Annotated in this window: 23 protein-coding genes; 16 read left to right on the top strand and 7 right to left on the bottom strand. The window is 67.1% G+C overall.

The window, feature by feature from the left end; genetic code table 11:
• The first annotated feature begins 3 nt into the window (after positions 1-3).
• The 3 genes from LDH74_RS14680 (at position 4) to LDH74_RS14670 (ending at position 2,798) form a co-directional block, all read left to right on the top strand.
• Complete coding sequence (locus tag LDH74_RS14680; protein ID WP_226039456.1) at positions 4-840, top strand: molybdopterin synthase; 837 nt, start codon at positions 4-6, stop codon at positions 838-840.
• A 256-nt stretch (positions 841-1,096) separates the two neighbouring features.
• The gene (locus LDH74_RS14675) at positions 1,097-1,336 is read left to right on the top strand and encodes a hypothetical protein (protein WP_226039455.1); all 240 of its coding nucleotides are present in this window, start codon (positions 1,097-1,099) and stop codon (positions 1,334-1,336) included.
• A 304-nt stretch (positions 1,337-1,640) separates the two neighbouring features.
• Complete coding sequence (locus LDH74_RS14670) at positions 1,641-2,798, top strand: site-2 protease family protein (protein WP_226039454.1); 1,158 nt, start codon at positions 1,641-1,643, stop codon at positions 2,796-2,798.
• Positions 2,799-2,839: 41 nt separating this feature from the next.
• On the opposite strand, the gene thiL is transcribed toward LDH74_RS14670, so the two are convergent.
• Entirely contained in the window at positions 2,840-3,745 is a 906-nt protein-coding gene (gene thiL / locus LDH74_RS14665) for a thiamine-phosphate kinase (protein WP_226039453.1), read from the bottom strand.
• 98 nt (positions 3,746-3,843) lie between these two features.
• On the opposite strand from thiL, the gene LDH74_RS14660 reads away from it, so the two are divergent.
• The 3 genes from LDH74_RS14660 to LDH74_RS14650 all read left to right on the top strand — a co-directional run bounded on the left by LDH74_RS14660 (position 3,844) and on the right by LDH74_RS14650 (position 5,334).
• Complete coding sequence (locus tag LDH74_RS14660; RefSeq protein ID WP_226039452.1) at positions 3,844-4,299, top strand: 30S ribosomal protein S19e; 456 nt, start codon at positions 3,844-3,846, stop codon at positions 4,297-4,299.
• 97 nt (positions 4,300-4,396) lie between these two features.
• On the top strand, positions 4,397-4,744 hold the full coding sequence (locus LDH74_RS14655; RefSeq protein ID WP_226039451.1) for a DNA-binding protein: 348 nt from the start codon (positions 4,397-4,399) through the stop codon (positions 4,742-4,744).
• Positions 4,744-5,334, top strand: coding sequence for an asparagine synthase-related protein (locus LDH74_RS14650; RefSeq protein WP_226039450.1), 591 nt, complete (start codon positions 4,744-4,746; stop codon positions 5,332-5,334). Before LDH74_RS14655 ends, LDH74_RS14650 begins: the two co-directional genes overlap by 1 nt.
• Before the next feature lie 24 nt (positions 5,335-5,358).
• Here the strand turns inward: LDH74_RS14650 and LDH74_RS14645 are convergent, their stop codons facing one another.
• Complete coding sequence (locus tag LDH74_RS14645) at positions 5,359-6,405, bottom strand: HAMP domain-containing sensor histidine kinase (RefSeq protein WP_226039449.1); 1,047 nt, start codon at positions 6,403-6,405, stop codon at positions 5,359-5,361.
• A gap of 181 nt (positions 6,406-6,586) precedes the next feature.
• Here LDH74_RS14645 and hisS point away from each other — a divergent pair, with 181 nt between their 5' ends.
• On the top strand, positions 6,587-7,885 hold the full coding sequence (gene hisS / locus LDH74_RS14640) for a histidine--tRNA ligase (RefSeq protein ID WP_226039448.1): 1,299 nt from the start codon (positions 6,587-6,589) through the stop codon (positions 7,883-7,885).
• Position 7,886: 1 nt separating this feature from the next.
• On the opposite strand, the gene LDH74_RS14635 is transcribed toward hisS, so the two are convergent.
• Positions 7,887-8,123 carry a hypothetical protein gene (locus LDH74_RS14635; RefSeq protein WP_226039447.1) on the bottom strand — a complete coding sequence of 79 codons (237 nt, stop codon included), beginning with the start codon at positions 8,121-8,123 and terminating at the stop codon, positions 7,887-7,889.
• A 129-nt stretch (positions 8,124-8,252) separates the two neighbouring features.
• On the opposite strand from LDH74_RS14635, the gene LDH74_RS14630 reads away from it, so the two are divergent.
• The gene (locus LDH74_RS14630) at positions 8,253-9,761 is read left to right on the top strand and encodes a sulfatase-like hydrolase/transferase (RefSeq protein WP_226039446.1); all 1,509 of its coding nucleotides are present in this window, start codon (positions 8,253-8,255) and stop codon (positions 9,759-9,761) included.
• A 300-nt stretch (positions 9,762-10,061) separates the two neighbouring features.
• Positions 10,062-10,508 carry a hypothetical protein gene (locus tag LDH74_RS14625; protein ID WP_226039445.1) on the top strand — a complete coding sequence of 149 codons (447 nt, stop codon included), beginning with the start codon at positions 10,062-10,064 and terminating at the stop codon, positions 10,506-10,508.
• A gap of 14 nt (positions 10,509-10,522) precedes the next feature.
• Here the strand turns inward: LDH74_RS14625 and LDH74_RS14620 are convergent, their stop codons facing one another.
• The 3 genes from LDH74_RS14620 to LDH74_RS14610 all read right to left on the bottom strand — a co-directional run bounded on the left by LDH74_RS14620 (position 10,523) and on the right by LDH74_RS14610 (position 14,366).
• Positions 10,523-10,975: a desampylase gene (locus LDH74_RS14620; protein ID WP_226039444.1), complete on the bottom strand. Its 453-nt coding sequence runs from the start codon at positions 10,973-10,975 to the stop codon at positions 10,523-10,525.
• Positions 10,972-11,967 (bottom strand): ABC transporter substrate-binding protein, encoded by a 996-nt coding sequence (locus LDH74_RS14615; RefSeq protein WP_226039443.1) that lies wholly within the window; start codon positions 11,965-11,967, stop codon positions 10,972-10,974. Before LDH74_RS14615 ends, LDH74_RS14620 begins: the two co-directional genes overlap by 4 nt.
• A gap of 485 nt (positions 11,968-12,452) precedes the next feature.
• A complete protein-coding gene (locus LDH74_RS14610) occupies positions 12,453-14,366 on the bottom strand; it encodes a molybdopterin biosynthesis protein (protein WP_226039442.1) in 1,914 nt (637 codons plus the stop codon).
• 306 nt (positions 14,367-14,672) lie between these two features.
• Between LDH74_RS14610 and LDH74_RS14605 the strand changes: the two genes are divergently transcribed.
• The 3 genes from LDH74_RS14605 (at position 14,673) to LDH74_RS14595 (ending at position 18,114) form a co-directional block, all read left to right on the top strand.
• Entirely contained in the window at positions 14,673-16,151 is a 1,479-nt protein-coding gene (locus LDH74_RS14605) for an MATE family efflux transporter (protein WP_226039441.1), read from the top strand.
• Positions 16,152-16,265: 114 nt separating this feature from the next.
• Complete coding sequence (locus LDH74_RS14600) at positions 16,266-17,393, top strand: serine hydrolase domain-containing protein (protein ID WP_226039440.1); 1,128 nt, start codon at positions 16,266-16,268, stop codon at positions 17,391-17,393.
• 82 nt (positions 17,394-17,475) lie between these two features.
• The gene (locus LDH74_RS14595; protein WP_226039439.1) at positions 17,476-18,114 is read left to right on the top strand and encodes a DedA family protein; all 639 of its coding nucleotides are present in this window, start codon (positions 17,476-17,478) and stop codon (positions 18,112-18,114) included.
• Positions 18,115-18,208: 94 nt separating this feature from the next.
• On the opposite strand, the gene glp is transcribed toward LDH74_RS14595, so the two are convergent.
• Complete coding sequence (glp, locus tag LDH74_RS14590) at positions 18,209-19,537, bottom strand: gephyrin-like molybdotransferase Glp (RefSeq protein ID WP_226039438.1); 1,329 nt, start codon at positions 19,535-19,537, stop codon at positions 18,209-18,211.
• A gap of 654 nt (positions 19,538-20,191) precedes the next feature.
• Here glp and LDH74_RS14585 point away from each other — a divergent pair.
• The 4 genes from LDH74_RS14585 to LDH74_RS14570 all read left to right on the top strand — a co-directional run bounded on the left by LDH74_RS14585 (position 20,192) and on the right by LDH74_RS14570 (position 25,275).
• A complete protein-coding gene (locus tag LDH74_RS14585) occupies positions 20,192-20,554 on the top strand; it encodes an Hsp20/alpha crystallin family protein (RefSeq protein ID WP_226039437.1) in 363 nt (120 codons plus the stop codon).
• Positions 20,555-20,630: 76 nt separating this feature from the next.
• A complete protein-coding gene (locus LDH74_RS14580) occupies positions 20,631-22,307 on the top strand; it encodes an AarF/ABC1/UbiB kinase family protein (RefSeq protein ID WP_226039436.1) in 1,677 nt (558 codons plus the stop codon).
• Positions 22,308-22,392: 85 nt separating this feature from the next.
• Entirely contained in the window at positions 22,393-24,072 is a 1,680-nt protein-coding gene (locus LDH74_RS14575) for an asparagine synthase-related protein (RefSeq protein ID WP_226039435.1), read from the top strand.
• A gap of 129 nt (positions 24,073-24,201) precedes the next feature.
• The gene (locus LDH74_RS14570; protein WP_226039434.1) at positions 24,202-25,275 is read left to right on the top strand and encodes a hypothetical protein; all 1,074 of its coding nucleotides are present in this window, start codon (positions 24,202-24,204) and stop codon (positions 25,273-25,275) included.
• Positions 25,276-25,359 lie beyond the last annotated feature (84 nt).

Here is a 25,359-nt window from a genome sequence, read left to right as displayed (position 1 = left end):
ACTATGCACGTACTGGGTGTTCGCGACGGGGGAGCGGACGGCGACGCGCTCGAGGCGGTCGTCGATCGAACCGTCGACCGTCTCTCCGAGCGAGGTCGCGTCGGAGTCGTCAGGTACGATTCGACGATCGCCGACGGAGCGTACGCGCGCGAATCCATCACCTTCGGCGGGGACGTCACCTACGACCTCGGAGTCGACGGCGACTGGCTCGCCTCCGGGACGGGGCTGTCGGTCGGCGGCGCGCTCGACGGGCTGGCGACCGACTGCGAGTACGCGGTCGTCGCCGGCACGCCGACGCTGCGCTATCCCTCGATCGTCGTGGGATCGGCCGACGTCGAGCGCGAGCTGACCGGTGACGTCATCGCGACCGTCGACGACCCCGGCGACCTCGAGCTCGATGCCGTGGTGGCGGCCGTCGAGTCGGCCGAACCTCACGAGACCCTCGAGTCGCTGGTGGCACGCATCAAACGGTCGCCGCGGGCCGACAGGGCGGGTGCGATCGCGACCTTCACTGGCCGCGTCCGCGCGAAAGACGGCGCGGACGACGCGCGCACCCAGCACCTCGAGTTCGAAAAGTACGAGGGCGTCGCCGACGAGCGGATGGCGGCCCTCGAGGCGGATCTCGAGGCTCGAGACGGCGTCTTCGACGTCGCACTCTACCACCGGACGGGTGTCGTCGAGGACGGCGAGGATATCGTTTTCGTCGTCGTCCTCGCCGGCCACCGCGAGGAGGCGTTTCGGACCGTCGAAGACGGGATCAACCGCCTGAAAGACGAGGTACCGCTCTTCAAGAAGGAAGTCACGGTCGAGGACGAGTTCTGGGTCCACGATCGTCCGTGACCGTTATTTTCGTTCGTCGTTCGAGATGAAACTGTGAAACGGTCGAGAACGGCGAAATTATATTTATCGAAACGATGTGTCCGGAAATAATACGTTACGTTCGGTTTTAAAACGTCTTGGCGACTCTCTTCGCCCGATTAACAGTATAGTAATCGGGAATAAAACGTCTATTACCCCCCAGATCGCTGAACACAATCGAAACGCCGCTAACCATCCTCCCTTTATAACAGATATCCCCCACAAGGAGTATCTGTCGATGAGCACGACAGCCCAACCCTCCACGGAAAGCAAAGAACACCGCCTGAAACGCTACCTTCGCGAACGCGCCGAAGACGGCGAACTGTACTTCAAAGGCAAGTTCATCGCGGACGATGTCGGGATGTCCCCCAAAGAAATCGGCGCGCTGATGGTCAAGCTCTCCGATTCCGTCTCCGACCTCGAGATCGAGAAGTGGTCGTACACGAGCGCGACGACGTGGCGTGTCGCACCCGCGTAACGGCCGTTTCGATCGCCCCGGCTGAACCGCCCGGACGACAGTCCCCGCTCCCTCACTCCGTGCTGGCGCGCCACCGACGCGATCCGGCGCAATCACCCTGATTTCCCCCTCGCTGACGATTCGGTTTCCGCCATCTCGTCGTATTCCCACGCCTATTGCGGCTCAATCCGTCGTATTCGACACCGTCTCAGAACCTTATCGACTTCCGACGAAATCGAGAACCGCGACGGGGCCGTGATCGGGAGAAACGGATCGTCCTGCCAACGGCAGTCGATTTATACCCGGCCCTAGTGAATTACACCTAATGGACGACGTCGACCGGTCCGGATTCGGCGCGGCGAACCGGGGCGGCCGCTCGCTCGAGGACGGGCCGCCGATCGATCGGATCGAGACGGTGTTCGCGGTTTACGAAGCGCGTCAGGAAGACGGGCAGATCGTCTACTACGGCGATCCGTTGACACACCCGGAGCAGGTGCTTCGAGAACTCTGGCCGGTCTTTCACGAACGCGGGTACGACGTCGATCTCGAGCGGCGTCACGGCGAGTACGCGATCGTGGCCGAGCCGTCCAGCGTGGGAATCGACGGGATCCCCTGGACGAACATCGTGCTGTTCCTGTTGACGGTCGGGTCGACGCTGTTCGCGGGCTCGTTCTGGTATCAACTCGATCCGATCTCCGATCCGGGCGTGATCTGGCAGGCCTGGCCGTTCACGGCGGCTATTCTGGGGGTGCTCGTCGTTCACGAGATGGGCCACTACGTCGCGAGCCGCTACTATCAGGTCGACGCTTCCTTGCCCTACTTCATCCCGGTGCCGACGCTCATCGGGACGATGGGGGCGGTCATCACCCTGAAAGGCCGAATGCCGAATCGGAAGGCGCTGTTCGACATCGGCGCTGCCGGCCCGCTGGCCGGGCTGGTCGCGACGGTCGTCGTGACTGTGATCGGACTTCACCTGCCCCCGGTTTCGGTCGACCCCGCGTTACTCCAAAACCCCGACGCGGTTCGGATCGAACTGGGCTATCCGCCGCTGCTCGAGTTGCTCGCGGCGGGGTTCGACCAGCCGCTGTACCGGAACGACCCGACGACCGGGGTGAACCCGGTCGTCATCGGCGCGTGGGTCGGGATGCTCGTCACCTTCCTCAACCTGATGCCGGTCGGCCAACTCGACGGCGGCCACATCCTCCGGGCGATGGCCGGCGAGTTGCAGGAGACGATCGCGGCGATAGTCCCGGGCGCGCTGTTCGCGCTCGCAGCGTACCTCTACTACGTCGACGGGCACAGCGTGAACACGGTCTTCGTCTGGATCCTCTGGGGGCTGTTGACGGCGTGGGCCGCGTCGAGAGGACCGGCGACGCCGATCCGAGACGAGCCGCTCGGCCGCGGTCGGTTCCTCCTCGGGACCGTGACGTTCGGCCTCGGGCTGCTCTGTTTCATGCCGATCCCGGTCGTGATCGTGGGATGAATCGGCCCGCGTCTCCGTCCCTCTGATCGTCGTTCCCACCCTCAGCCGTGCGTATAGCCCCGATCCGAGAGCGGCTCGCCGTCCATCGTGAGTCCGTCCTCGGCTTCGCACACGACACCGATCACCGACAGCGATACGTCGGCCGTCTCTCGTACCGCCGCCAGCGCGTCCTCGGGAAGCGTCGCGACGAGTTCGAAATCCTCGCCGAACGTCGTCGCGAGCTCGAGCGCCTCGTCGTCACTGTCCGTCACGTCGCGGATGCTGTCGTCGATCGGGAGCCGGTCGGAGTCGATCGCGAACCCGCAGCCGCTGGCCTCGGCGAGCTGGTGGAGCGAGCGGGCGAGCCCGTCGCTCGAGTCCATCATCGCGCTCGCGTGGGGTGCCAGCGCCCGGCCGGTCTCGATTCGGGGCTCGAACCGAAAGAGGTCGTTCGCCCGCTCGCGGAGCCGGTCCCCGTCGCCGGCGCGTTCGGCGGCGCGCTCGAAGTACTCGAGCGCGGCCGCGCTCCGGCCGAGCGTGCCGGTCACGCAGACGATGTCACCAGGCCGAGCGCCGCTCCGCGGAACGGGCTCGTCGGTGCGCCCGATGGCGGTCGTCGCGACGGTGAACTCGTCGTGGCCGTCTAGATCTCCCCCCACGTACTCGGTCCCGACGCGCTCGCAGACGTCGCTCGCCCCGCGAACGAAGTCGAGCAGTTCGTCGCGGTCGAATTCGGGCGCGGCGTAGGCGGCGACGGCGGCCGTGGCTTCGGCACCCATCGCCGCCACGTCCGAGAGGGACGCGCCGACGGCGCGCCAGCCGGCCGTGTAGCGTGTCGTTCCGTTCGGAAAGTCCGTCCGCTCGTGGAGCATGTCCGTCGTCACGACCAGCCCGTCGACGACGGCCGCGTCGTCGCCGGCCGCCGCGAGTTCGTCCGATAGCAACCCCAGGGCGGCGCGTTCGTCCATACCCCCCGTTTCGACTCGAGGGCGAAAAACGGTCCGGGCCGACGCCGGGCTGTGCGGATACGATGGCCTTAAATGCCGCCGACGGGAATCACACGCCAATGGCTACGATGTACGACGTTCCGGCGGACGACCTCATCGAGGCGCTCGCCGACGATCTCGCGGATCGACTCGAGGAACCGGACTGGGGCGCGTTCGCCAAAAGCGGCGTCGCCAACGAACTTCCGCCCGAACAGGACGACTTCTGGGCGACCCGCGCCGCGAGTCTCCTGCGCAAGGTCGCCGATCGCGGTCCCGTCGGCGTCGAACGACTCTCGACGGAGTACGGCGGCGCGAAGGGCGGTTCGAACCGCTATCAGGTCGCCCCCGACAAGCGCACCGACGGCTCGAAGAACCTGATCCGGACCATCCTCCAGCAGCTCGAGGAGGAAGATCTCGTCGAGACCGCCGAGGGCGAGGGTCGCCGAATCACCGCCGAGGGACGGAGCCTGCTCGACGACACCGCCGGTCAGGTTCTCGAGGAGCTCGACCGTCCGGAACTCGAGCGCTACGCCTAATTCGCGAATTCGTTTTCGTGTCGGTTTCTCCGCCCAGAGCCATCGCTACCGTCGTCCGTAATCATTTTCCGGCGTGGCGGACAAGTACGAGACAACAATGAGTGGCTCACCGGACGAGGAAAAACTCGAGGAGCTTCGACAGAAGAAAATGGAGCAGCTACAGGACCGCGCCGACGCGCAGGGTGAGGGCGATCAGGAGGCGGCCCAGCAGCAGGCCGATGCCCAGAAGAAAGCCGTGCTGCGCCAGCACCTGACCGACGAGGCCCGCAAGCGGCTCAACACGGTCAAGATGAGCAAGCCCCAGTTCGGCGAGCAGGTCGAGCGCCAGGTCGTCAGTCTCGCCCGGAGCGGCCGCATCCAGGGCAAGATCGACGACGACAAGATGAAACAGCTCCTCAAGGAGCTGAAGCCGGACTCCCAGAGCTTCGATATCCAGCGCCGGTAATGGAACTCGGACTGCTCTACAGCGGCGGTAAAGACTCGACGCTCGCGGCGCTCTTGCTCGAGGAGTTCTACGACGTGACGCTGCTGACGGCGCACTTCGGCATCAGTGACGACTGGAAACATGCCCGCGAGACGGCCGACGCCGCCGGGTTCGCGTTCGAACGCCTCGAGTGCGATCCGGACGTCGCCCGCGAGGCCGCCGATCGGATCCGCGAGGACGGCTTCCCCCGAAACGGGATCCAGCTGGTCCATACGCACGCCCTGGAGCGGCTCGCGGGTCGATCGTTCGACGCGATCGCCGACGGCACTCGCCGCGACGATCGCGTCCCGACGGTGTCGCGGGCGCAAGCCCAGAGCCTCGAGGACCGTCACAACGTCGACTACATCGCGCCGCTGTCGGGCTTTGGCCGGTCGGCCGTCGATCGACTCGTCGCGGCGCGCCTGGACGTGACCGTCGGGCCGAGCGAGGAGATCGACAGGGCCGATTACGAGGCGGAGCTCCGCGCGCTCATCGCGGACGAAGACGGCCCGGCGGCGATCGCGGAGTGTTTCCCTGATCACGACCAGACGTACGTGACGAAGGTGCGGTGAGATCGAACGGCCGATTTTTCGTTCTCAGCCGCCGCGAGTAAACTCGAACCGGGCCCCGCCGCCCTCGCTTTCGGTGATCGCGACCTGCCAGCCGTGGGCGTCGGCGATCGCGCGGACGATCGCGAGGCCGAGCCCTGATCCCTCCGCGGATGTCGAGTACCCCTGCTCGAGCACCGCCGCTCGCTCGTCTTCGGGGATTCCGGGCCCGTCGTCGGCGACGAAGAAGCCGCCGTCACAGGGACCGACGCGGATGTGGACGTCCTCGCGGCCGTGTTCGATTGCGTTGCGATAGAGGTTCTCGAAGAGCTGTTTCGCCCGAAGGGGGTCGACCTGTAGCATTCGGGTACCGACTATCTCGTAGGTGGCCTCGTCCGTCTCGACGGCCGTCCACGCGTCGCTCGCGAGTTCGACTAGCGGCACGTCGTACGGATCTTCGACTTGCGTCCCACTACGGGCCACCGACAGCGTCTCCTCGATCAGTTCGTCCATCCGATTCAGCGCCGCGTCGACCTCCCGTAAGTGCTCCGGATCGCCATCGGTGAACGCCGCTCGGAGCCGTCCCTGGGCGACGCTGAGCGGGTTCCGGAGATCGTGACTGACGACGCTCGCGAACTCCTCTAAGCGCGCGCTCTGCCGTTCGGCCTCGCGGACGGCGGCCCGCTGTTGAATCTCGTAGATGCCGGCGACGGTACCCGCGCCGACGCCGACCGTTCCGCCCATCAAGAGCAGGTACAGGGGCGCTTGTGCGCCGGTCTCCTCGAGATACAGCACGTAGAGATGGAGCGCCGTCACGAGGGCGGCGGCGAGGAAGCCGCCGAGCCCGTAGCCGAAGACGGTGAGCCGGTCTCGGATCGAGACGTCCCGGGAGACCAGCCATCGGTCGGCGAAGACGACGGCGGTCGCCGCGAGCAGCGGAAAGACGCTCTCGAGGAGCGCTCTGGTCGTCACGTGCTCGAGAGCGATGCGGATCCCGATGATCGCGGCGAGAAAGAGACCGAGCGCCGAGAGCGGCGAAACCGGCAGTCGCTCGCCGATCTCTGCGACCCAATCGTCGTCGGCCACGCGTTGCACAGTGGCTACTCGCCGTAGGTCGCTATCAATGTACTGGACGGTCTCAGGGCGGTGACTGTCGAACTAACGGTAATCAGCAGTGAACCAAAACGCCCGTCGCCCGCTCGTCGAGACCGCCGACGGTCGCGGCGGGCACGGCGGAACGAAAGGATAGAAGTTCGCCGTCCCCGAACGAATTCGCATGTACGACCGGATCAAGGGCTTTCGTGACTTCTATCCCGGCGAAATGTCGGCCAGACGGGCGACTATCGACGTACTGGAGGAAACCGCCCGCGAGTACGGTTTCCGCGAGATCGGAACGCCGGCGCTCGAGCGCGCCGAACTGTGGACCGACAAGAGCGGCGACGAGATCGTCGACGAACTCTACTCTTTCGAGGATCAGGGGGGCCGCCACGTCGCGATGACGCCCGAACTGACGCCGACCGTCGCCCGGATGGTCGTCGCCAAGCAACAGGAGCTGTCGAAGCCGATCAAGTGGGTCTCGACGCGGCCGTTCTGGCGCTACGAGCAGGTTCAGCAGGGCCGCCAGCGCGAATTCTATCAGACCAACGTCGACATCTTCGGCTCGTCCGCGCCCGAAGCCGACGCCGAGATCCTCGCGTGGGCCGCCGACGCCCTCACCGGACTGGGACTCACCGGCGACCACTTCGAGTTTCGGATCTCCCACCGGGACATCCTCGGTGGCGTCCTCGAGAGCTACGACGCCGACGTCGACACCGAGGCGGCGATCCGCGCGGTCGACAAGTCCGGCAAGATTTCGGCCGTCGAGTACCACGACCTCCTGATCGACGCCGGCCTCTCGGCCGATCAGGCCGCCGAGTTCGACGACCTCATCGCGGACGGCGACCTCGAGGCGGTCGACGCGTTCGCCGACACCGAGCGCGTATCGGCGGCCGTCGAGAACCTCCAGAACGTGCTCGCGGCGGCCGAGGACTTCGGCGCGCGCGAGTACTGCACCGTCTCGCTCGAGACGGCCCGGGGACTGGACTACTACACCGGCGTCGTCTTCGAGTGCTTCGACTCCGCCGGCGAGGTCTCCCGATCGATCTTCGGCGGCGGCCGCTACGACGACCTGATCGAGGGCTTCGGCGGCCAGCCGACGCCCGCGGTCGGTGTTGCGCCGGGCCACGCGACGCTGCCGCTCCTGTTACAGCGCGCGGGCGTCTGGCCCGAGGAGGAAGTTACGACGGACTACTACGTCCTGCAGGTCGGCGATACTCGCACGGAGGCGGCGCGAATCTCCCGCGAGCTGCGCGATCGCGGTCACGTCACCGAGACCGACGTCGCCGGTCGTTCGTTCGGGGCACAGCTCGATTACGCCGACTCGATCAACGCCGAAACCGTCGTCATCGTCGGCGAGCAGGACCTCGCGAACGACGAGGTGACGATCAAGGACATGGGATCGGGCGATCAGACGCAGGTTCCGGTCGACGAGTTCCCGGGCGACCTCGAGCGACCGACGTTCGCGGACCTCGACTGAGTCACTCGCGACGCGGGTTCGAATCCCGTTCCGACACCGACGCTGACGGCTGTTCCGACTCGGTTTCCGTCGTTCGCTCGTCAGCGTGATTCTCGAGGCGCTCGTCGGTATCACACCGCTCGACGGGCGAGTGACCGGTCTCGACGAAGTGATCGATCATCGCGCGGCTGAGCTCGCCCGGCTCACCCCCGTCGACTCGGTGCTGCCACTCACATTCACCACAGTACGCACTAGGCACGCGTGGACCGTCGAACGGGGAGCTATTGAACGGTCGGGTTCACACGTCGATCTTACCTCTATCCGGGCACTGGCGGCGCTCCGGGGCGCAAGTCTCACTATTAACTACGGCGGCGACGTACCTCGCCCGATGTCCGACGCTGACGCCGACACCCGCCCGAACGTCCTGCTCGTGCTCACCGACCAGGAGCGGTACGACGCCAGCGCACCCGAGGGGCCCCCGGTCGACACCCCGGCGATCGATCGGCTCTCGAGCGAGGGGATCCGATTCGAGCGGGCGTTTACGCCGATCAGCATCTGCTCGAGCGCTCGCGCGTCGCTCCTGACCGGCCGGTTCCCCCACGGGCACGGGATGCTGAACAACTGCCACGAGCCGGACGCGCTTCAGGCGAACCTGCCCGCGGAGCTGCCGACGTTCTCGGAGGAACTCGTGGCGGCCGGCTACGACCTCACCTATACGGGGAAGTGGCACGCCGGCCGCGACCAGACGCCCGCCGATTTCGGTTTCTCGTATCTCGGGGGCAGCGACAAACACCACGACGACATCGACGACGCGTTCCGCGAGTACCGCGAGGAGCGAGGCGTCCCGGTCGGCGAGGTCGATTTCGAGGAGGAGATTTATACCGGCGACGACCCCCGAAACGCCGACGAGGGGACGTTCGTCGCCGCAAAGACGCCCGTCGACGTCGAGGACACGCGAGCCTACTTTCTCGCCGAACGGACGATCGACGCGATCGAATCGCACGCGGACGGCGACCGGGACGGCCCGTTCTTCCACCGGGCGGATTTCTACGGGCCCCACCACCCCTACGTGGTCCCGGAGCCCTACGCCTCGCTGTACGATCCCGACGAGATCGATCCCCCCGAGAGCTACGCCGAGACTTCCGACGGGAAGCCGCAGGTCCACGAGAACTACCTCGCCTACCGCGGCGTCACCGACTTCGACTGGGAGCTCTGGGCCGAAGCCCTCGCGAAGTACTGGGGATTCATCACGCTGATCGACCACCAGCTCGAGCGGATCCTCAAGACCCTCGAGAACCGGGGACTGGCCGACGACACGGTCGTGATCCACGCGTCGGACCACGGCGATTTCGCCGGGAGCCACCGCCAGTTCAACAAGGGGCCGCTGATGTACGACGACACCTACCGGATCCCGCTGCAGGTGCGCTGGCCCGGCGTCGTCGAGTCGGGGTCGGTCTGCGAGGCCCCCGTGCATCTGCACGATCTGGCGGCGACGTTCCTCGAGATGGGCGGCGTCGACGTCCCCGAGAGTTTCGACGCCCGGAGTCTGGTGCCGTTGCTCGAGGCCGGCGGCGACGCCGTGGACAACACCGTCGACGGGGATGCAGTCTCCGAGGCGTGGTCCGACTCCACCTTCGCCCAGTACCACGGCGACGAGTTCGGCCTCTACAGCCAGCGGATGGTCCGCACGGGCCGGTACAAGTACGTCTACAACGGCCCCGATATCGACGAACTGTACGACCTCGAGGCGGATCCGGCGGAACTGCAGAACCTGATCGACCACCCCGAATACGAGGCTGTCCGCCGAGAGATGCGAGAACGGCTGGTCGACTGGATGAAGGAGACGGAAGATCCGAACCGCGTCTGGGTGACTGACGTGCTCGAGAACGCGTCCTAGACCACACTCGATGACGACTCTGCGGTGGCGCGCGCTGTCGAGCGATGAACGAAGTGAATCGCGAGATAACACTGCGCGAGGGATGAGTGAGCGACCGCAGGGAGCGAACGAATCGGCTGGGGAGGGTGTGGAGATTCCGTGTTGCCGCGCGAGCAGGACGCTCGTCCCCGGGATGGCAGATCAAACGAACTCGGACCACCCGTTTCCGCAGCTCATCACGGAACGGAAGCGTACGTTTACGGTTCCGAAGCCGATAGCTTCCACTATGATCGCCGACAGCGACGAAAGGGGGGACGTTAGATGACGGGAACGCGGAAAGACTCGAGCGAGTCACCGGCCGAACTCCGCGAGGAAGCCGCCGAGTGCGACGAGATCGCCGACGCCCTCGAGGACCTGCTCGCGGAGCTGCGCGACGAGGAGATCAAGGACTCGCGACTCGAGGGACTGTTCGACGAGGTCAGCTCGAGCGATCCGAACATCTGGAACATCGTGAGCGCGTTCATCGACGTCGAGGACGGCGAGGCGGTCGTCGCGGACGAATCGAAGCTGGCACAGGGAAGCTGGGCCCCCGAGATCGTCGAGGGTTGTGACACGATGATCACCCTCGATATCGAGTACGGGATGATGCCCGAGGAGTTCAAATACGCCGCCGGAAAGAAACTGAGCCGGCGGATCGAGGAGTTCCGCGAGCGGGCTGCCGAGGCGCGGGAGCGGGCCGACGACCTCGAGGACGACGCGGACGATTGAGAACCGCTCGACGATCAGCCAGCGACTACCTGTTCCCGTTCGAACCTTTCGGTAGTCTCCCCGTTTTCCGCCGTCTCGCTTTCACCCTCGCCGTTCGTCCGCCAGCGCCACGATCCCATCTCGAGCGGTTCCAGCGAGACGATCACGTACGACCGATCGGGCCACGTCGCCCGCGCGGCGTCGGTCGCGCTCGGTCGGGGCGGTCCCTGGGGATGGGAGTGATAGAAGCCGACGATCTCCTCGCCGCGGTCCTCGAGGCGCTCGAAGATCGCCAGCTGTTCTTCGGGATCGATCTCGTACCGCGTCTGCGGCGTTTCCGCGACGTTTTCGGCCGGATACTGCGACCGCACGCGACTCCGTCCGTCGGGCTCGTACTCGCCGCCGAGGACCCCACAGATCTCCTCGGGCACCCCCTTCCGAGCGCGCTCGAGAACCGCTTCGCGGACGGCGGTCGGGAGGACGATCACGGGCTCGAGTCGATTTCGGCTCGCGACTCGGGATCGGCGGGTTCGTCCCCTGGCTCGGCCCCCTCGATCCCTTCGAGGTCCCCGAACGGCACTGCAACGTCCGCAGCCGGCCCGTCGAACAGCTCCGGCCGGACGATCGGCGCGAGCGCCTCGAGGGTGTCCACCAATCGCGGTCCGGGGCGATTGAGGTAGTGGTCGCCGTCCATCGCCCAGACGCGGCCCTCCCGAACCGCCGTCAGCGCTCCCCAGCCCTCTCGTTCGGTGAGGTCCGTTCGGTTCCGCGCGATCTGCTCGAGGTCGAAGCCGCAGGGCGCGACGATCACGACCTCGGGATCGTACGCGCGGATGTCCATCCACTCGCGCGGACTCGAGCGCTCGCCGACGTCGGCCAGCCCGTACTCGCCGCCGGCCCAGTCGACGAGTTCGGCGGTCCAGTGGCCCGCGACCATCGCGGGATCCGTCCAGTCGAAGATCGCCACGCGCGGACGGTCTTCGGCCGCGATACCGTCGGTTCGATTTCGAACGTCCTCGAGTCGCGACTCGAGCTCCCGTCGAACCTCCCGAGCGCGCTCTTCGCGACCGATCGCGCGGCCGATTCGCTCGAGGTCGTCGAGCACGTCGCCGACGCTGTGGGGATCGGTCGGAACGATTTCGGGGTCGGCCGAGATCCGATCGACGGCGTCCTCGATGACCGCCACGTCGACCGCGCAGACGTCGCACATCCCCTGCGTGACGATCACGTCCGGCTCGAGGTCGTCGAGCGTTTCGACGTCGACGTCGTAGACGCCGCCCTCGGTGTCGGCGGTCTCGAGGACCTGCCGATCGATCTCGCCGCTCGAGGCCGACTCGTCCGCGTCGATCCGCGACCGGGTGATCGCCGGGGCGGACGCCGCGTTCGGCGGGTAGTCGCACTCGTGGGAGACGCCGACCGGTTCGCAGCCGAGGGCGGCCACCATCTCGGTCGCTGAGGGGAGCGTCGTGACAATTCGCATGGCTGCTCGTAGGGCGCGGGTGACCAAAAACGGCGGCCTCGAGAAACGAAGCGCGAATGCAACGGCGTACTCGATGGGAGTGAGTAGAACAATGTCCTTCTCTCGCGACAACAGGGAGCCGCCACTCCCTCCCCAGCCGATTTCTGCTCACGGGCGCTGCGAGGCGGTGAAACCGCCTCGACGGTCGCGGCGCGTCGCGCCGCGCTCCGCCCGTTCGCATGGTTCGCGGAACCTCCGGTTCCGCGCTAACGCTCGGTCATTCTTCCCTCGCTCATCCACCGTCAGAGCAAGCTCTGACAAGCCTTCGCTCACGGAGTTCGCGAAGACCTCGCACGATGTCATCGGCCGTCCTCATTGACACTCGGACGGCCGACAGCGTGCGCCACTGCACGGTGGAATGTATGTCAAGTGACGCGCAGGTTGTCTCTCCCGGCTGATCGATAGCTCTCGATAAGACGAAAATTGTTGTCGAAGGGGAGCTTCTGCTATCGCTGCGCCGACAAGACATCTGCGAGCACTCGCTCGAGTTCGCGAACCCCTTCCTTCTCCGTCCGATCGGGATTCGCGAGGACGCGAACCGGCTGCTCGCCGAGGGGGACGAAGCCGAGATCGAGTCGGTCGGCGGTCTCGCGCAGACCGAGCCCGGCGTCGGCGTCGCCCGCGATGACTTTGCGGGCGGGACTCTCGTGAGCGCGTACTCCGAGATCGAAGCCGTCGATCGCGTCGACGATCTCGTGACGGTCCACTCCCCGTTCCTCGGCGAGGTCGGCGACCGTCGAACCGAGGCTCGAGCGCAGCCCGGAGTCCGTCGTCCGATTGACGAAGCGCAGATCTCGATCGACCAGGTCCTCGAGCCCCTCGATTTCGTCCGGGTTACCGGTGCGCACGATCAGCCCCCACTCGCGCTCCCAGCGGCCCAGTTCGGTCGATTCGATGTCGTACTCGAGCGGCCCCGCGGCCACGGCCACGTCGGGGACGCCCTCGCGGAGCTGCCGGAGACCCGGCCGGGTTCCGACGGAGAGATAGCGCGGATTCTCGAGGCCGTCGAGCAGCCGAGCGACCGTCGGATCGCCCTCGCCGACGCCGAACAGCGTCGGCGGTCGGACCTCCGGCGAGAACAGCGTGACCGTGACGGGTTCGCCCGCCTCGAGGTAGTCGGTCTCGGGGCCGACCTCCACGACGCCGTCGGCGTCCGCGAGACTGGTCGTCGCGCCGCTGCCCTTGTCGACGGGGTAGACGAGCGTCTCGCCTGCACCGTCCGTAACCAAACCGACGGGCATGAGCCGGTGTCGCCCCTCCTCGTACCGTTCCTGCCGTGCCAGTCGGCCGGAGACCGTTGCGGATGCGGGCTCCGGCACGCCGGCAGCCTGACGGATCGCCGGTGCGACGAACGTTCGAAAGACCATCATCGCGGAGACGGGATAGCCCGGTAGACCCACGTATGCGGAGTCATCCAACCGGCCGATCAGCATCGGCTTCCCCGGCTTGATGCTCACGCCGTGGAGCAGCAATTCGCCCTGCTCCTCGATAACGCGGTAGATGACGTCGACCGCGCTCGCGCTGGTCGATCCCGACGAGAGCACGAGGTCGCACTCGTCGGCCGCAGTCCGCAGGATCTCCTCCATCTCGTCCTGTTCGTCGCCGGCGTGGGGGTAGAGAACCGCCTCACCGCCCGCGTCTTCGACCCCCGCGGCGATCGTATAGCTGTTGACGTCGTAGATCTCCCCGCGCTCGCTGTGCAGTTCCTCGCCCGGCCGGACGAGTTCGTCGCCGGTCGAAACGATGCCGACGCGCGGCTTCGCTCGAACCGGCACCTCGTCGATGCCCAGCGCCGACAGCAAGCCGATGTCTCGAGGCGTGATCGCGGTCCCGGGACCGAGCGCGCGTTCACCCGCGGCGATATCCGCGCCCGCGAACATGACGTTATCGCCGGGCGCGACCGAGGTACGGATCAGCACGTTAGCGCCGCCCGATTCCGCGCTCGCGGTGGCACCGCTCGCTCGTTTCGTCGAGCGTGGCTCGACGCGGTCCGTCCGCTCCACCGGAACCATCGCGTCGGCCCCGTCGGGCATCACCGCGCCGGTCGAAATTTCGACGGCCTGCCCCTCCTCAAGTACTACGTCGGGTTCCGCACCGGCGTGGACCTCGCCGACGAGCTCGAGGCGAGCGGGATCGGCCTCGTCCGCGCCGAAGGTGTCCCGCGCCCGAAGGGCGTAGCCGTCGAGGCTCGCCCGGTCGAACCCCGGTACGTCGAGTTCGGCGTCGAGTCGTGCGACGAGCACCCGACCGCGCGCCTCCTCGAGCGGGACGCGCTCGATGCCGCCCTCGAGCGAGAGCGAGTCGATCGCCTCGCGGGCCTCGTCGGGGGAGGCGAGATCGCGAAACTCCTTGCGGTTCATAGCGGCTCTTCGGGTGCGGAGGGTAAAAACGTCGGTCGAACGAGCCCGCGATCCCACCGGGCGATGAGTTCGCCAGTTCGGTGGTCCCAACGGCGCGATGAGTACACCGGTTCGACGATCCCGTCGGATCGGTGACCACTCCGACACCAGCGGCTTCCATCACGTCGTTCGGTACCCGGTACTCACTACCGAACGATCGTGACGAAATAACCGATACGAGGCAATTGACACTCCCTAACAGGCCGATCTTTAATTATAAATGTCGGAATATGAAGCGTTTTAGCGCCGGATCACTGACCGTTGCCCGTGTCTTTCCGATGGAGTTCCGTCCCGAACCCCTTCCGGTGGTTCCTGCTGGCGGTCGGCTACCTGCTCGCACGGCTCGGGGTCATCGATCCCCGGCGCGTCGAGCGGACGACCGACCTCGCCTGGCCGCGGATCGTCACGGGGATCGCCCGGATGTCGAAGTCCGCGGCGGACATCGCGATGGTCGGGATCGCCCTCGGCCCGGCGGCGATCGCCGGCGTCGGGCTCGCGACTCCCTATTGGGGAATCGCGTTCGCGATCGGCGGCGGGATCGCCGGCGCGACGATCGGCCTGGTCTCCCAGCGCTACAGCGGCGGGACGGCGACGGGCGTCACGCTGGCGGTCACGACGAGCGGCGTCATCGTCGTCGCACTGCTGCTTCCGCTCGCCGCGCTCTACGGAACGGTTCCCGAGCGATTGATCGCGCTCGTCGGTAACGACCCCGCGTCGATCGCCTACGGCGCGGACTACCTCCGGGTCGTCGCGATCGGGATCCCGTTTGCGGGGCTGAACCTCATCGGCAGTCGAGCGCTCGTCGGTGCCGACGACGCCTGGACGCCCATGGTGCTCCGGGCGGGCGGTGCGGTGGTCAACGTGAGCATCAACGCGGTGTTGATCTTCGGCCTCGAGCTGGGCGTCGTCGGCGCGGCCGTCGGAACCGTCGTCGCGAACGTGCTCGTCCTGGCCGCGTTCGTCACCGGGTTCACCGTCGGCCGGCTCCCGCTGATCGGCGAGTTCCCCGTCACCATCGACGTGGCGTGGCCGCGTCCGACGATCGGCGAACTCCGGACCGTCCTCGGTATCGGAACGCCGCTCGTCTTCACGAACATCGCCCGTCGAGCGGCGCAGTTTCCGATGCTCGCGATCGTCGCCCTCTTCGGACCGAACGTACTCGCCGCCTACGTCGTCGCTCGCCGCGTCCGGGATCTGATGGACACGCCCGGCTGGGGCTTCTCGCTCGCCTCGAGCAGTCTCGTCGGACAGGAACTGGGCACCGGCGACGAACGGGACGCCGACACGTACGGCCGCGAGGTCCTCTGGTTCGGGACCGGCGTTTACGTCGTCAGCGCGACGATCGTCTTCGTTTTCGCCGAACAGGTCAGTCGCGTCTTCGTCGCCGACCCGTCGATCCTGCCGCTCGTGACCGCGTTCATCGGCGTCGCCTGCGTCAGCGTCGTCTTCCGCGGCGTAAGCGGCGGCGCGACCGGGCCGCTCCGCGCCAGCGGCGACACCCGTTGGCCGTTCTACGGGCAGGTGCTCGGTCTCTACGGCGCTGCACTCCCCGTCGCATTCTTCGGTGCGGTCTCGGTTCCGCTTCCGTTCCTCGAGGCCGTCACGCCGCTGGGGATCGGCGCGCTCTACGCGGCACTGATCCTCGAGACGTTCGTTCCCGCCCTCGTCACGTATTACCGGTTTTCGACCGGCCACTGGAAGGCCATCAGTCGATCGTATCGCCCCGGGTCGTCGCCCGGGGATTAGCCCCCGAGACGGATGCGGTCATGTTCGCATCGCCCGGAACCTCAGTACAGCCCCCGCTGGCGCGCTCGGATCGCGAGGGGAACGGTTACAACCCCGCCGCTGGATGATTGTGGTATGTCACGACTTGGCCAATCGGATCGCGAGCGCATCGCAGCCCTCTTCGAACGCCACCTCGAGGCCGGGCTCCACCACGGGGCGCAGCTAGCGGTCTACGTCGACGGCGAGCCGGTGATCGACCTCGCGGGCGGCGTCGAAGCGCCGGACGGCCCGGAAGAGACCCGCGAGACGCGCCACGTCCTCTTCTCGAGTACGAAACCCTACGCGGCCGTCACGTTGCACTCCCTCGTCGAGGAGGGGGAACTCGCGTACGACGACCGGGTGGTCGATCACTGGCCCGAGTTCGCCGACGAGGGATCCGAGAAGGCCGACATAACCGTGCGACAGGTGCTCAGTCACACGTCGGGACTGAACCGCGGCGAGATCGACGACCGGCCCGACCTCTGGGGCGATTGGAACGCCGTGGTGGAGCAACTCGAGGCGATGGAGCCGAACTTCCCGCCGGGGGAGACGCCGGCCTATCACGCGCTCACCTTCGGCTGGCTCGTCGGGGAACTCGTCCGGCGAGTATCGGACACGCCGATCGAAGCGGCCGCGGCCGAGCGCGTCTTCGACCCGCTCGGCATGGACGACACCGGCATCGGCCTCCGCGAGGACGAAGAGGACGACGTGGCGACGCTCGTCGGGTTCGAGGAGTTCGACCGCTGTCGCGACCCCGGCGAGGGGTTGGGCGATCACACGCAGGTCGCGGCCCCGTTCAATTCGGAGGAGGTCCACCGCGCCGTGATCCCCGCCGCCAACGGCATCGGGACCGCCGGCGACATGGCCCGGTTCTACGCCTGTCTCGCGAACGGCGGCGAACTCGAGGGAACGCAGCTCCTCGAGCCCGAGACCGTCGAGCAAATGGCCACGGTGCAGGCCGAGACGGACGCCGACGGCACGATCGGCCGCGAGGGACGGTTCGCGCTCGGCTTCTGGAAAGGCGGCACCACGGTCGCGCCCTACGGCTCGCTCTCGCCCGAGCACGTCTTCGGTCACGCCGGGCTGGGGAGCAGCGTCGGCTGGGCGGATCCCGAGGAAAACATCGGCTTCTCGTACGTGACGAACGGCGTTCGCGACGGCTCCTACGAACACGTCGCCCGCGTGAACGCGCTCGCGGACGCGGTTCGGCAGGCGCTTCGGTGAGTCGGTCGCGGCCGTCCGACTTTGACGATCTCCTCGAGAATGCCGCCCGAACAGTAATACGTCGCCCATTCGTAGCCCGGCCATGGCGGATCTCGGGACGGCCGCACTGCGATTCATTCAGTTGTACGGCCCGCTCGCACTGCTGATCTTCACGTTCCTCGAGACCTCGATGCTCTTTCCGTTCTTCCCGAGCGAGGTCGTCGTTCCGGCCGCGGCCGCACTGCTGGTCGTCGGCCCCGTCTCCTTCGTCGTCTTCGTCGGGGCGGCGACCATCGGTGGCACGCTCGGCGCGTTCGTCCTGTTTTACGCGTTTCGCGGACCCGGATCACGCGGACTCGGCCGCTTCCGGGAGCGGATCGACGTCTCCGAGGACGCGACCGAACGCGGCCGCCGGTGGTTCCGCAGCTGGGGAACGTCGTCGGTCTTCTGGGGCCGGTTCCTGCCGGCGCTGCGGTCCGTCGTCACCATCCCGGCGGCGCTCGCCGACATGTCGCCGACCCGGTTCGGCGTCTACACCGCGGCCGGCACCGTCCTGTTCTACGCGGCCGTCGGCGCGGTCGTCTACTACGGCAGACAGCAGTCCCTGTTCGAAGCCGCCGGCTCCCTCGCCGCCGATCGGCCGGTTCTCACTGCAGTGGTCGTTGTCGTCGCCCTCGTGCTGGGACTCCTGGTCGTCAGGGAGTACCGGCGACGAGAACGAGGCACCTGTCGGAACAACTGAAGTCGGTTGTCCACCGATCGCACGAAGTCGGTTATCCACTAATCGCACAGCCACCGTGCGATCGGGTGTGCCCGAGTTCCGGCGGGACTCGCAGTCAACCGTTCGGTTCCCAGTTCTCCACGGCGACCGTCTCGCCCGCCGGAACCCCCTCGCGGTCGTCGTCGACGACCACCCAGCCGTCCGCCAGCGCGACGCTCGAGAGGACACCTGACCCGCTCGCTCGCGTCGGAATCGCCGTGTACTCGGGTTCCTCACGATTCCTCTCACGTTCACCCTCGTCGCGAGCCTCGAGCCGAACCCGCGCGAACGTCCGCGTCCCGGGTTCGCTCGGAATCTTGCGCTCGAGGGTCGCCCGCGTCGTCGGGTGGGGGTCGGGTGTGGTTCCCTCGAGCCAGCGCAGGGCTGGCCGGAGGAACTGGACGGCGTTGACGATGCAGGCGACGGGGTAGCCCGGCAGTGCGAGCACGGGGGTGTCCCGAACGATCCCGAGACAGACGGGGTGACCGGGTTTGAGCCCGACGCCGTGGACGAGCACTTCCCCCAGATCGTCGATCACTTCCGGGAGGAGGTCGCGCTCGCCGACCGAGGAGCCGCCGGTCGTGACGATCACGTCCTTCGTCAGATCCCGCTGGATCGCCACGCGCAACGACTCGGGATCGTCGGTGACCACGTCGCGGTCGGTGGCTCGAGCGCCCCAGCGCTGGGCCAGCCGCGAAACGGTGAGCCCGTTGGTCTCGATCACCTCGCCGGGGTCCGGGTCGCCCGCGACGAGTTCCTCGCCCGTCGGCACGACGCCGACTGTGGGCTGCTGGGCCACCGCGACGCGGCCGTAGCCCGCCGACCGAAGGAGTCCCAGATCGGACGGCCGGAGCCGGTGGCCGGCGTCGTACAGGTGCTGGCCCTCCTCGACGTCCTCCCCCACGGGCGCGACGTTTTCCCCCTCCGCGAGCGCGTCTTCGACCTCGAGCTCGCCGGCCGACTCGAGTTCTGTCACCCGCTCGATCATGACGACCGCGTCGGCTCCCTCGGGGAGCGCGCTGCCGGTGTGGACCCGCGCGGCCGTTCCGGGCTCGATCCGGTCGGCGGTGGCGTGCTCGCCGTCCCCGTCGTTCCCGCCCGCGGGCTCGGCGATCCGCAGCACTTCCGGCGACCGGTCGCTGGCCCCGAACGTGTCCGCGGCGCGAACCGCGTAGCCGTCCATCGCCGCCCGCCGGTAGTGTGGCACGTCTCGAGCCGAAGAGACGGGCGCGGCGAGGACGCGGCCGTCCGCGCGGTCGACGTCGACGGTCTCGGTCCCGCAGGGCGCGCCCGAATCGCCGTCCCCGCTCCCCTCGAGCGCCTCCTGCAGAATCCGACACGCCTCGTCGACCGGCGTCCGCACCTTGAACCCGGCCTCCGTGCGCTCGCGGTCGGCACCTTCCATACGGTGACTCGAGTCGCCGGAGGCCAAAAGCGTGGGGGAACCCGCGGCTCGACCATGCAAATCGAGGGGGCAGCCTGCGGTGGCGCGCGCTGTATCGCGGTGAGCGGACAGCGAACCGCGGTTCGAACTCGTGCGAGGGATGAGCGAACGCAGTGAGCGAATCGGCTGGGGAGGGCGTGGCTCCTCCGTGTTGCCACGATAGCAGCACACTCTTACGCCCCCTCTCTGGGCGGATCACTCCATACATACGGAATGGACAGACTGATCGTCCGGAAAAGGCAATATTTTGCTATCGTGGCAACAGGAAATTTCCTCATCCTCCCCAGCCGATTCACTCGCTCCATTCGTCGCTCGCTCATTCCTCCCACAATATCATCGGCCGCCTTCGCTAGCGCTCAGACGGCCTGCTCACGGATCGCTTTGCTCTCCGTTTGCTTTCGAGGCACTCCCGACGGGTGCCTCGCAGACAGCGCACGCCACTGCATGTCGGGTGGTGAAGATCGCCACCGCACGTCGGTTGGTCAGGTCGGAGTGACACGGAACGCGTCCGCTCCGTATACAACTCGTCAGTGAAACCGTCATAGATCGTTCGCAGGGTGTCACCGTCTCGCCGCGACCGCGGGGTTTTTCGTATCGGCGTTCGAACCTGTATCCATGTCTGCGCTCCGCGACGCGTTGCGGGATCTCTCCGAGGACGTCTTCTTCGATCTGCTCGAGAGCGAGGACGCCTACCTGCTCGTGCTCGACGTGCCCGGAGTGTCCGCCGAGTCGCTCGACCTCGCGATCGAGGACGGTCGGATCGCCATCGACGCCCACCGAACAAAGGAGCCGACCGACGACTACCAGTACGTCGAGGAGAACCGCTCGCTCTTCCTCGACGTCGACCTACCCCTGCCGGACGACGCCTCCGACGCCAACGCGACGGCGACGGTCGATCGGGGCGTCCTCGAGTTGACCCTCCCGAAACGGGGGACGAGCGGCGAGACGACGATCGACATCGTCGACGAGGACGCCTAACGCGGGGTGACCGAGGCTGGCCTCCCTCCGCGCGTACAAGCGATTCGTCATCGTCGCCCGGCAGTTCCTCCCGCTGTTGCTCGCCTACGCCCGCGACCGACGGCGCTTTCTCCTGTTCGGTCGCCCGCGGCAGGTCGACCCCGAGACGCACCGCCACCGGGCCGAGGTGCTGCTCGAGTCGCTGTTGACTCTCGGGCCGACGTTCATCAAACTCGGCCAGTTACTGTCGACCCGCCCCGACGTGCTCCCACCGGCGTACATCGACACCCTCGCGTCCCTCCAGGACGACGTACCGCCGGCTCCCTGGCCGGACGCGAAACGGGTGCTCGAGGCGGAACTCGGACCCGTCGACGAGCGCTTCGCAGAGTTCGATACCGAGCCGATCAGCGGTGCGAGCCTCGGACAGGTCTACCGAGCACGTCTCGACCCCGAGACCGAGCGGCGGCGGGCCGAGAGCGAACGGGGCGAGGGAAGAACGTCCGAGACGAACGCCGACGTCGGACGTGACGTCGCCGTAAAGGTTCGCCGCCCGGAGATCGAGGACCTCGTTCGGGCCGATCTGCGGGTCATCAAGTGGTCGCTGCCGCTCCTGTTGTACTTCGTCGACGACGCCCGATCGTTCTCGCTCGAGAACCTGGCCGAGGAGTTCTCGAAGACGATCCGCGAGGAGATGGACTACGAGCGCGAAGCCGAGATGCTCGCCGAGATCCGGTCGAATTTCGCGGACGACGATCGGTTTCTCATTCCCGACGTGCTCGAGAGCCACTCCGGCCCGCGCGTGCTCACGATGGAGTACATCGAGGGGACGAAGATCAACGACCTCGCGGAACTCGATCGCAAGGGGATCGACCGAACCGAGGTCGCGGAGAACCTCGAGCGAGCGTACCTGCAGATGATCATGGACGACGGGGTCTTCCACGCCGATCCGCACCCGGGCAACCTCGCGGTGACCGACGACGGCCGGATCGTCTTCTACGACTTCGGGATGTCGGGGCGGGTCGATCCGTTCGTCCAGGAGAAGATCACCGAGTTCTACATCGCCGTCGCCAACCAGGACATCGACGCGATCCTCGACGCGCTGATCGAAATCGGGACGCTCAGCCCGGACGCCGATCGGGGCGTGATGGCCGAGGTGATGGAGATCGCGATTCAGGACGCCCGCGGGGAAGATGTCGAGCAGTATCGCGTCAATCAGATCGTCGGTCAGATCGAGGACTCGATCTACGTCTTCCCCTTTCGGCTGCCGAAGAACCTCGCGCTCGTCCTCCGGGTCGCGACCGTCGTCGAGGGGGTCTGCGTCACCCTCGACGAGGACTTCGACTTCATTTCGACCGCGACCGACTATCTGACCGAGCAGGGGTACCGCGAGGAGTCCATCCGACAGTATCTCGACGAAACGGGCCGGCAACTCCGCCGGTCGGGCGAGTCGCTCACGCGGCTCGCGCCCAAAGCCGAGCGGGCGCTCGATCGGCTCGACCGCGACGACCTCCTCGTCCGCATCGGCGTCGAGGACAAAGAGAACGTCTTCGACAAACTCGCCAAGCGGTTGGTCTACGGCATGTTGCTCACCATGTCGCTGTTCTCGATGGGCGTCCTCTACGCCCTCGAGGCACCCCGCGGATCGATCGTCGCTGCAGTCTTCTCGGTACTCGTCGCGATCCAGCTCTACCGGTCGTTTCGCTCGCCGAAATCGATCGGCACCCGGCCGCAGTTCACGCGACAGAACCTGCGCCAGCGTCGCGGCAAGGAGTAACCGCAGCGTTCATCGCCGATTGATTGTCCGCTCGAGCGGAGTATCCGTCCCATAACAATAGCTTCCCGTCCGGTCTGGGACGATAATGGCGACAGTACTGCTCGCGAATCCGAACGCCGAGGTCGTTCGCTCGGGCGGGCGACGTTGGATCCTCTGTGGAACGCATCGGCGTGAGCTTCGGTCGGTGATCGAAAACGGAGCCGACTTTCGGGACGTCAAAGCGCACCACGATTCCCTCCCCGGTGAAGGTACCTTCATCGTCCTCTCGGCGCGTGCGGACGAGCCGACGATTCGGGCCCACCGCGGGATCACGTCCGCCTACGAAGTGTTCTACTGCCTCGATTCGGGCGGCGAGCCCGTCTTGACCGACCTGTTCCGGAACGCGCTCGCCCGTCTCGAGCCCGCCGATCGGCGGGTCCCGTCCCGCGCGAAGGCCGATCACCTGCTCTATCGGACGACGCCGATCGACTCCTACGTCGAACGGATCGACCGGCTCGGTCACGGCGAGACGCTCACCTGGTCTCCGGGGGAGACGACGCCGCGAACGGAACTGACGGAGACGCTCGAGCCCGAGTCCGGGCTCACGCCTGCGAACGCACACGAGCGACTGGACGAGGTGCTGTTGGCGGTCTGTGCTCCCATCGCCGACGAGGCGTCGCTCATGCTCTCCGGCGGCGTCGATTCGACCGTTCTCGAGCCCTACCTGACGGACCCGACCGAGAGCGTCACCGGCTCGTTCGACACGCCCGAACTGGAGTTCGAACGGGAGTACGCTGACCGCGCCGCCGACCTCGTCGAGACCGACCGCGAGGTCGTCGAGATGTCCGAATCGTCGTACCTCGAGCGGCTCGAGGCGGCCGTCGACGCGCTGGGGATGCCGCCCCACCAGCTCCAGACGCCGACGTTCGACGGCATCTATCGCGAATACGACGGCAGCGACACGCTCGTCAGCGGACAGGTCGCGGACGCCGTCTTCGGACTGAGCGGCCAGCTCGAAGTCGCCCGCACGGTGTGGCGGACCCGCCACCTCCGGTACGCGCCGCCCGTGGTGGAGAAGCTTCGCCGGCACCGCTCCGAACTCGAGAAACTCACCCGCCATCCGTCGGATCCCGACGGACAGGCGCTGCGCTTCGCGCTGTACACGGACCGTCAGTCGGCCGTCGACGCGATCGGTCGCCGTGAATTCGAGCGCCGACAGCGGCAGCGCTACGAGTACGCGATGGATCGCGTTCCCGACGCGACCGGCGACGACTACGCCCGTCACGTCCACGTCGGCCAGTGGGTCGACTTCTTCTGCGAGGACGCCGTCACCGTCTGGCGACAGGCGGGCCTCGCGCGGGGCCGCGAGATGTACACGCCGTTCGCGGGGAAGGCGATCGCCGAACTCGCCCTCGGCCTCGAGTCGCCGGAGCGGTACGTCCACGACGGCGAGCCCAAACACGTCCCGAAGAACCTGCTCGGCGAGTGGTATCCCGACTACGACCGGAGCAAGCCGAAGGGGAACGGGAACTTCCCGGCCGACCGATTCCTTTCGTCCGGCCCGCTCGAGTCGGTCTTCGACCGCTACGACGTGCCCGAGTTCGCGCCGGATATCCGGGGCGAGATCGTCGACCACTCCCCCGGCCTCGCGTGGAACCTGGCCGGCTACGCCGTCTGGCGCGACCGCGTCCTGCGATCGGACGACCTCGAGCCCGCGCCGCACAGCCGGATCGTATCGGTCTCCGAACGCCCGGCCGCGCCGCGGTCCGATATCGAGTCGGTGTGAGCGGTCGACCGGCGTGACGCTGCACGTCACGGCCCTCGAGCCGCCATAGCTGCGAAGCAACCGATCCATCGCACTCGCGACGCTGCCGTAGCGGCCAACCTTCTTTCCGTAGCGAGTCGAACGACCCGTATGGACTACGATCGGATCGCCGACCTGCCGCTGACGATCGAGTCGGTCGCGACCGAGCGTCTCGAGCGCGAGACCTCGAGCGAGTTCACTCGCGTGACGACCGTCTTCTCGCTCTCGGGCCCGGATCCGGGCGACGGTGGCACGATCACGGGTCGCGGCGAGGACGTCACCTACGAAACCGAAGACCACGACCGGCTGGCGGAGACGGGGCTTCCGGACCTCACCGGCGACTACACCGTCGGGTCGTTCTCCGAGCGGCTCGCGGACCTCGAGCTCTTTCCGGGCGGCGAACCCGATCGCGACGTCTTTCGGAACTACCGGCGGTGGGGCCTCGAGAGCGCCGCGCTGGACCTCGCGCTCCGGCGCGCGGAGACGGATCTCGGGAGCGTGCTGGATCGCAGCGCCGATCCCGTCCGGTTCGTCGCCAGCACTCGCCTCGGCGAACCGCCGACCACCGACCGGCTCGAGGCGCTTCGCGAGCGGGTCCCCGACCTCGAGTTCAAGCTCGACCCGACCCCGGCGTGGGGCGCCGATCTCGTCGCGGCCATCGACGAAACGGTCGGCACCGATTCGGTGCGCATCCTCGACCTGAAGGGCCAGTACGAGGGCACCGACGTGGACGTACCGGCTGATCCCGAACTGTACGAACTCGTCCTCGAGGCGTTCCCGAACGCCGTCATCGAGGATCCCAACCTGACCGACGAGACGCGACCGCTGTTCGAGGATCCTGCCGTTCGCTCCCGCGTCTCCTGGGACGCGCCGATTCACGGCCTCGCGGATATCGAGGCGCTCCCGTGGGAGCCCAGTTGGTTGAACATCAAACCCTCCCGTTTCGGTTCGCTCGAGTCGCTGCTCGAGACGATTTCCTACTGCGAGGACCGCGATATCCGGCTGTACGGCGGCGGCCAGTTCGAACTCGGCGTCGGCCGCGAGCAGATTCAGACGGTGGCGTCGCTTTGCTATCCCGACGGGCCGAACGACGTCGCCCCGCGAGCGTACAACGTGCCCGAAATCGGGGCCGAGTTGCCCCGAAGCCCGCTCGAGCCACCCACCGATCCCATCGGATTCGAGTAGGAATCGATCCGTGTCGGTGAACTGCAGCGACTGAGGGAGCCCGTCAGCCACGCGGAGGATTCGGAGGGATCGACTTCGAGATCG

Source organism: Natrinema sp. DC36 (assembly GCF_020405225.1).
Classification (GTDB): Archaea; Halobacteriota; Halobacteria; order Halobacteriales; family Natrialbaceae; genus Natrinema.
Note: the sequence above shows the minus strand (reverse complement) of the source record. Positions and strands in the feature narration are given on the sequence as shown.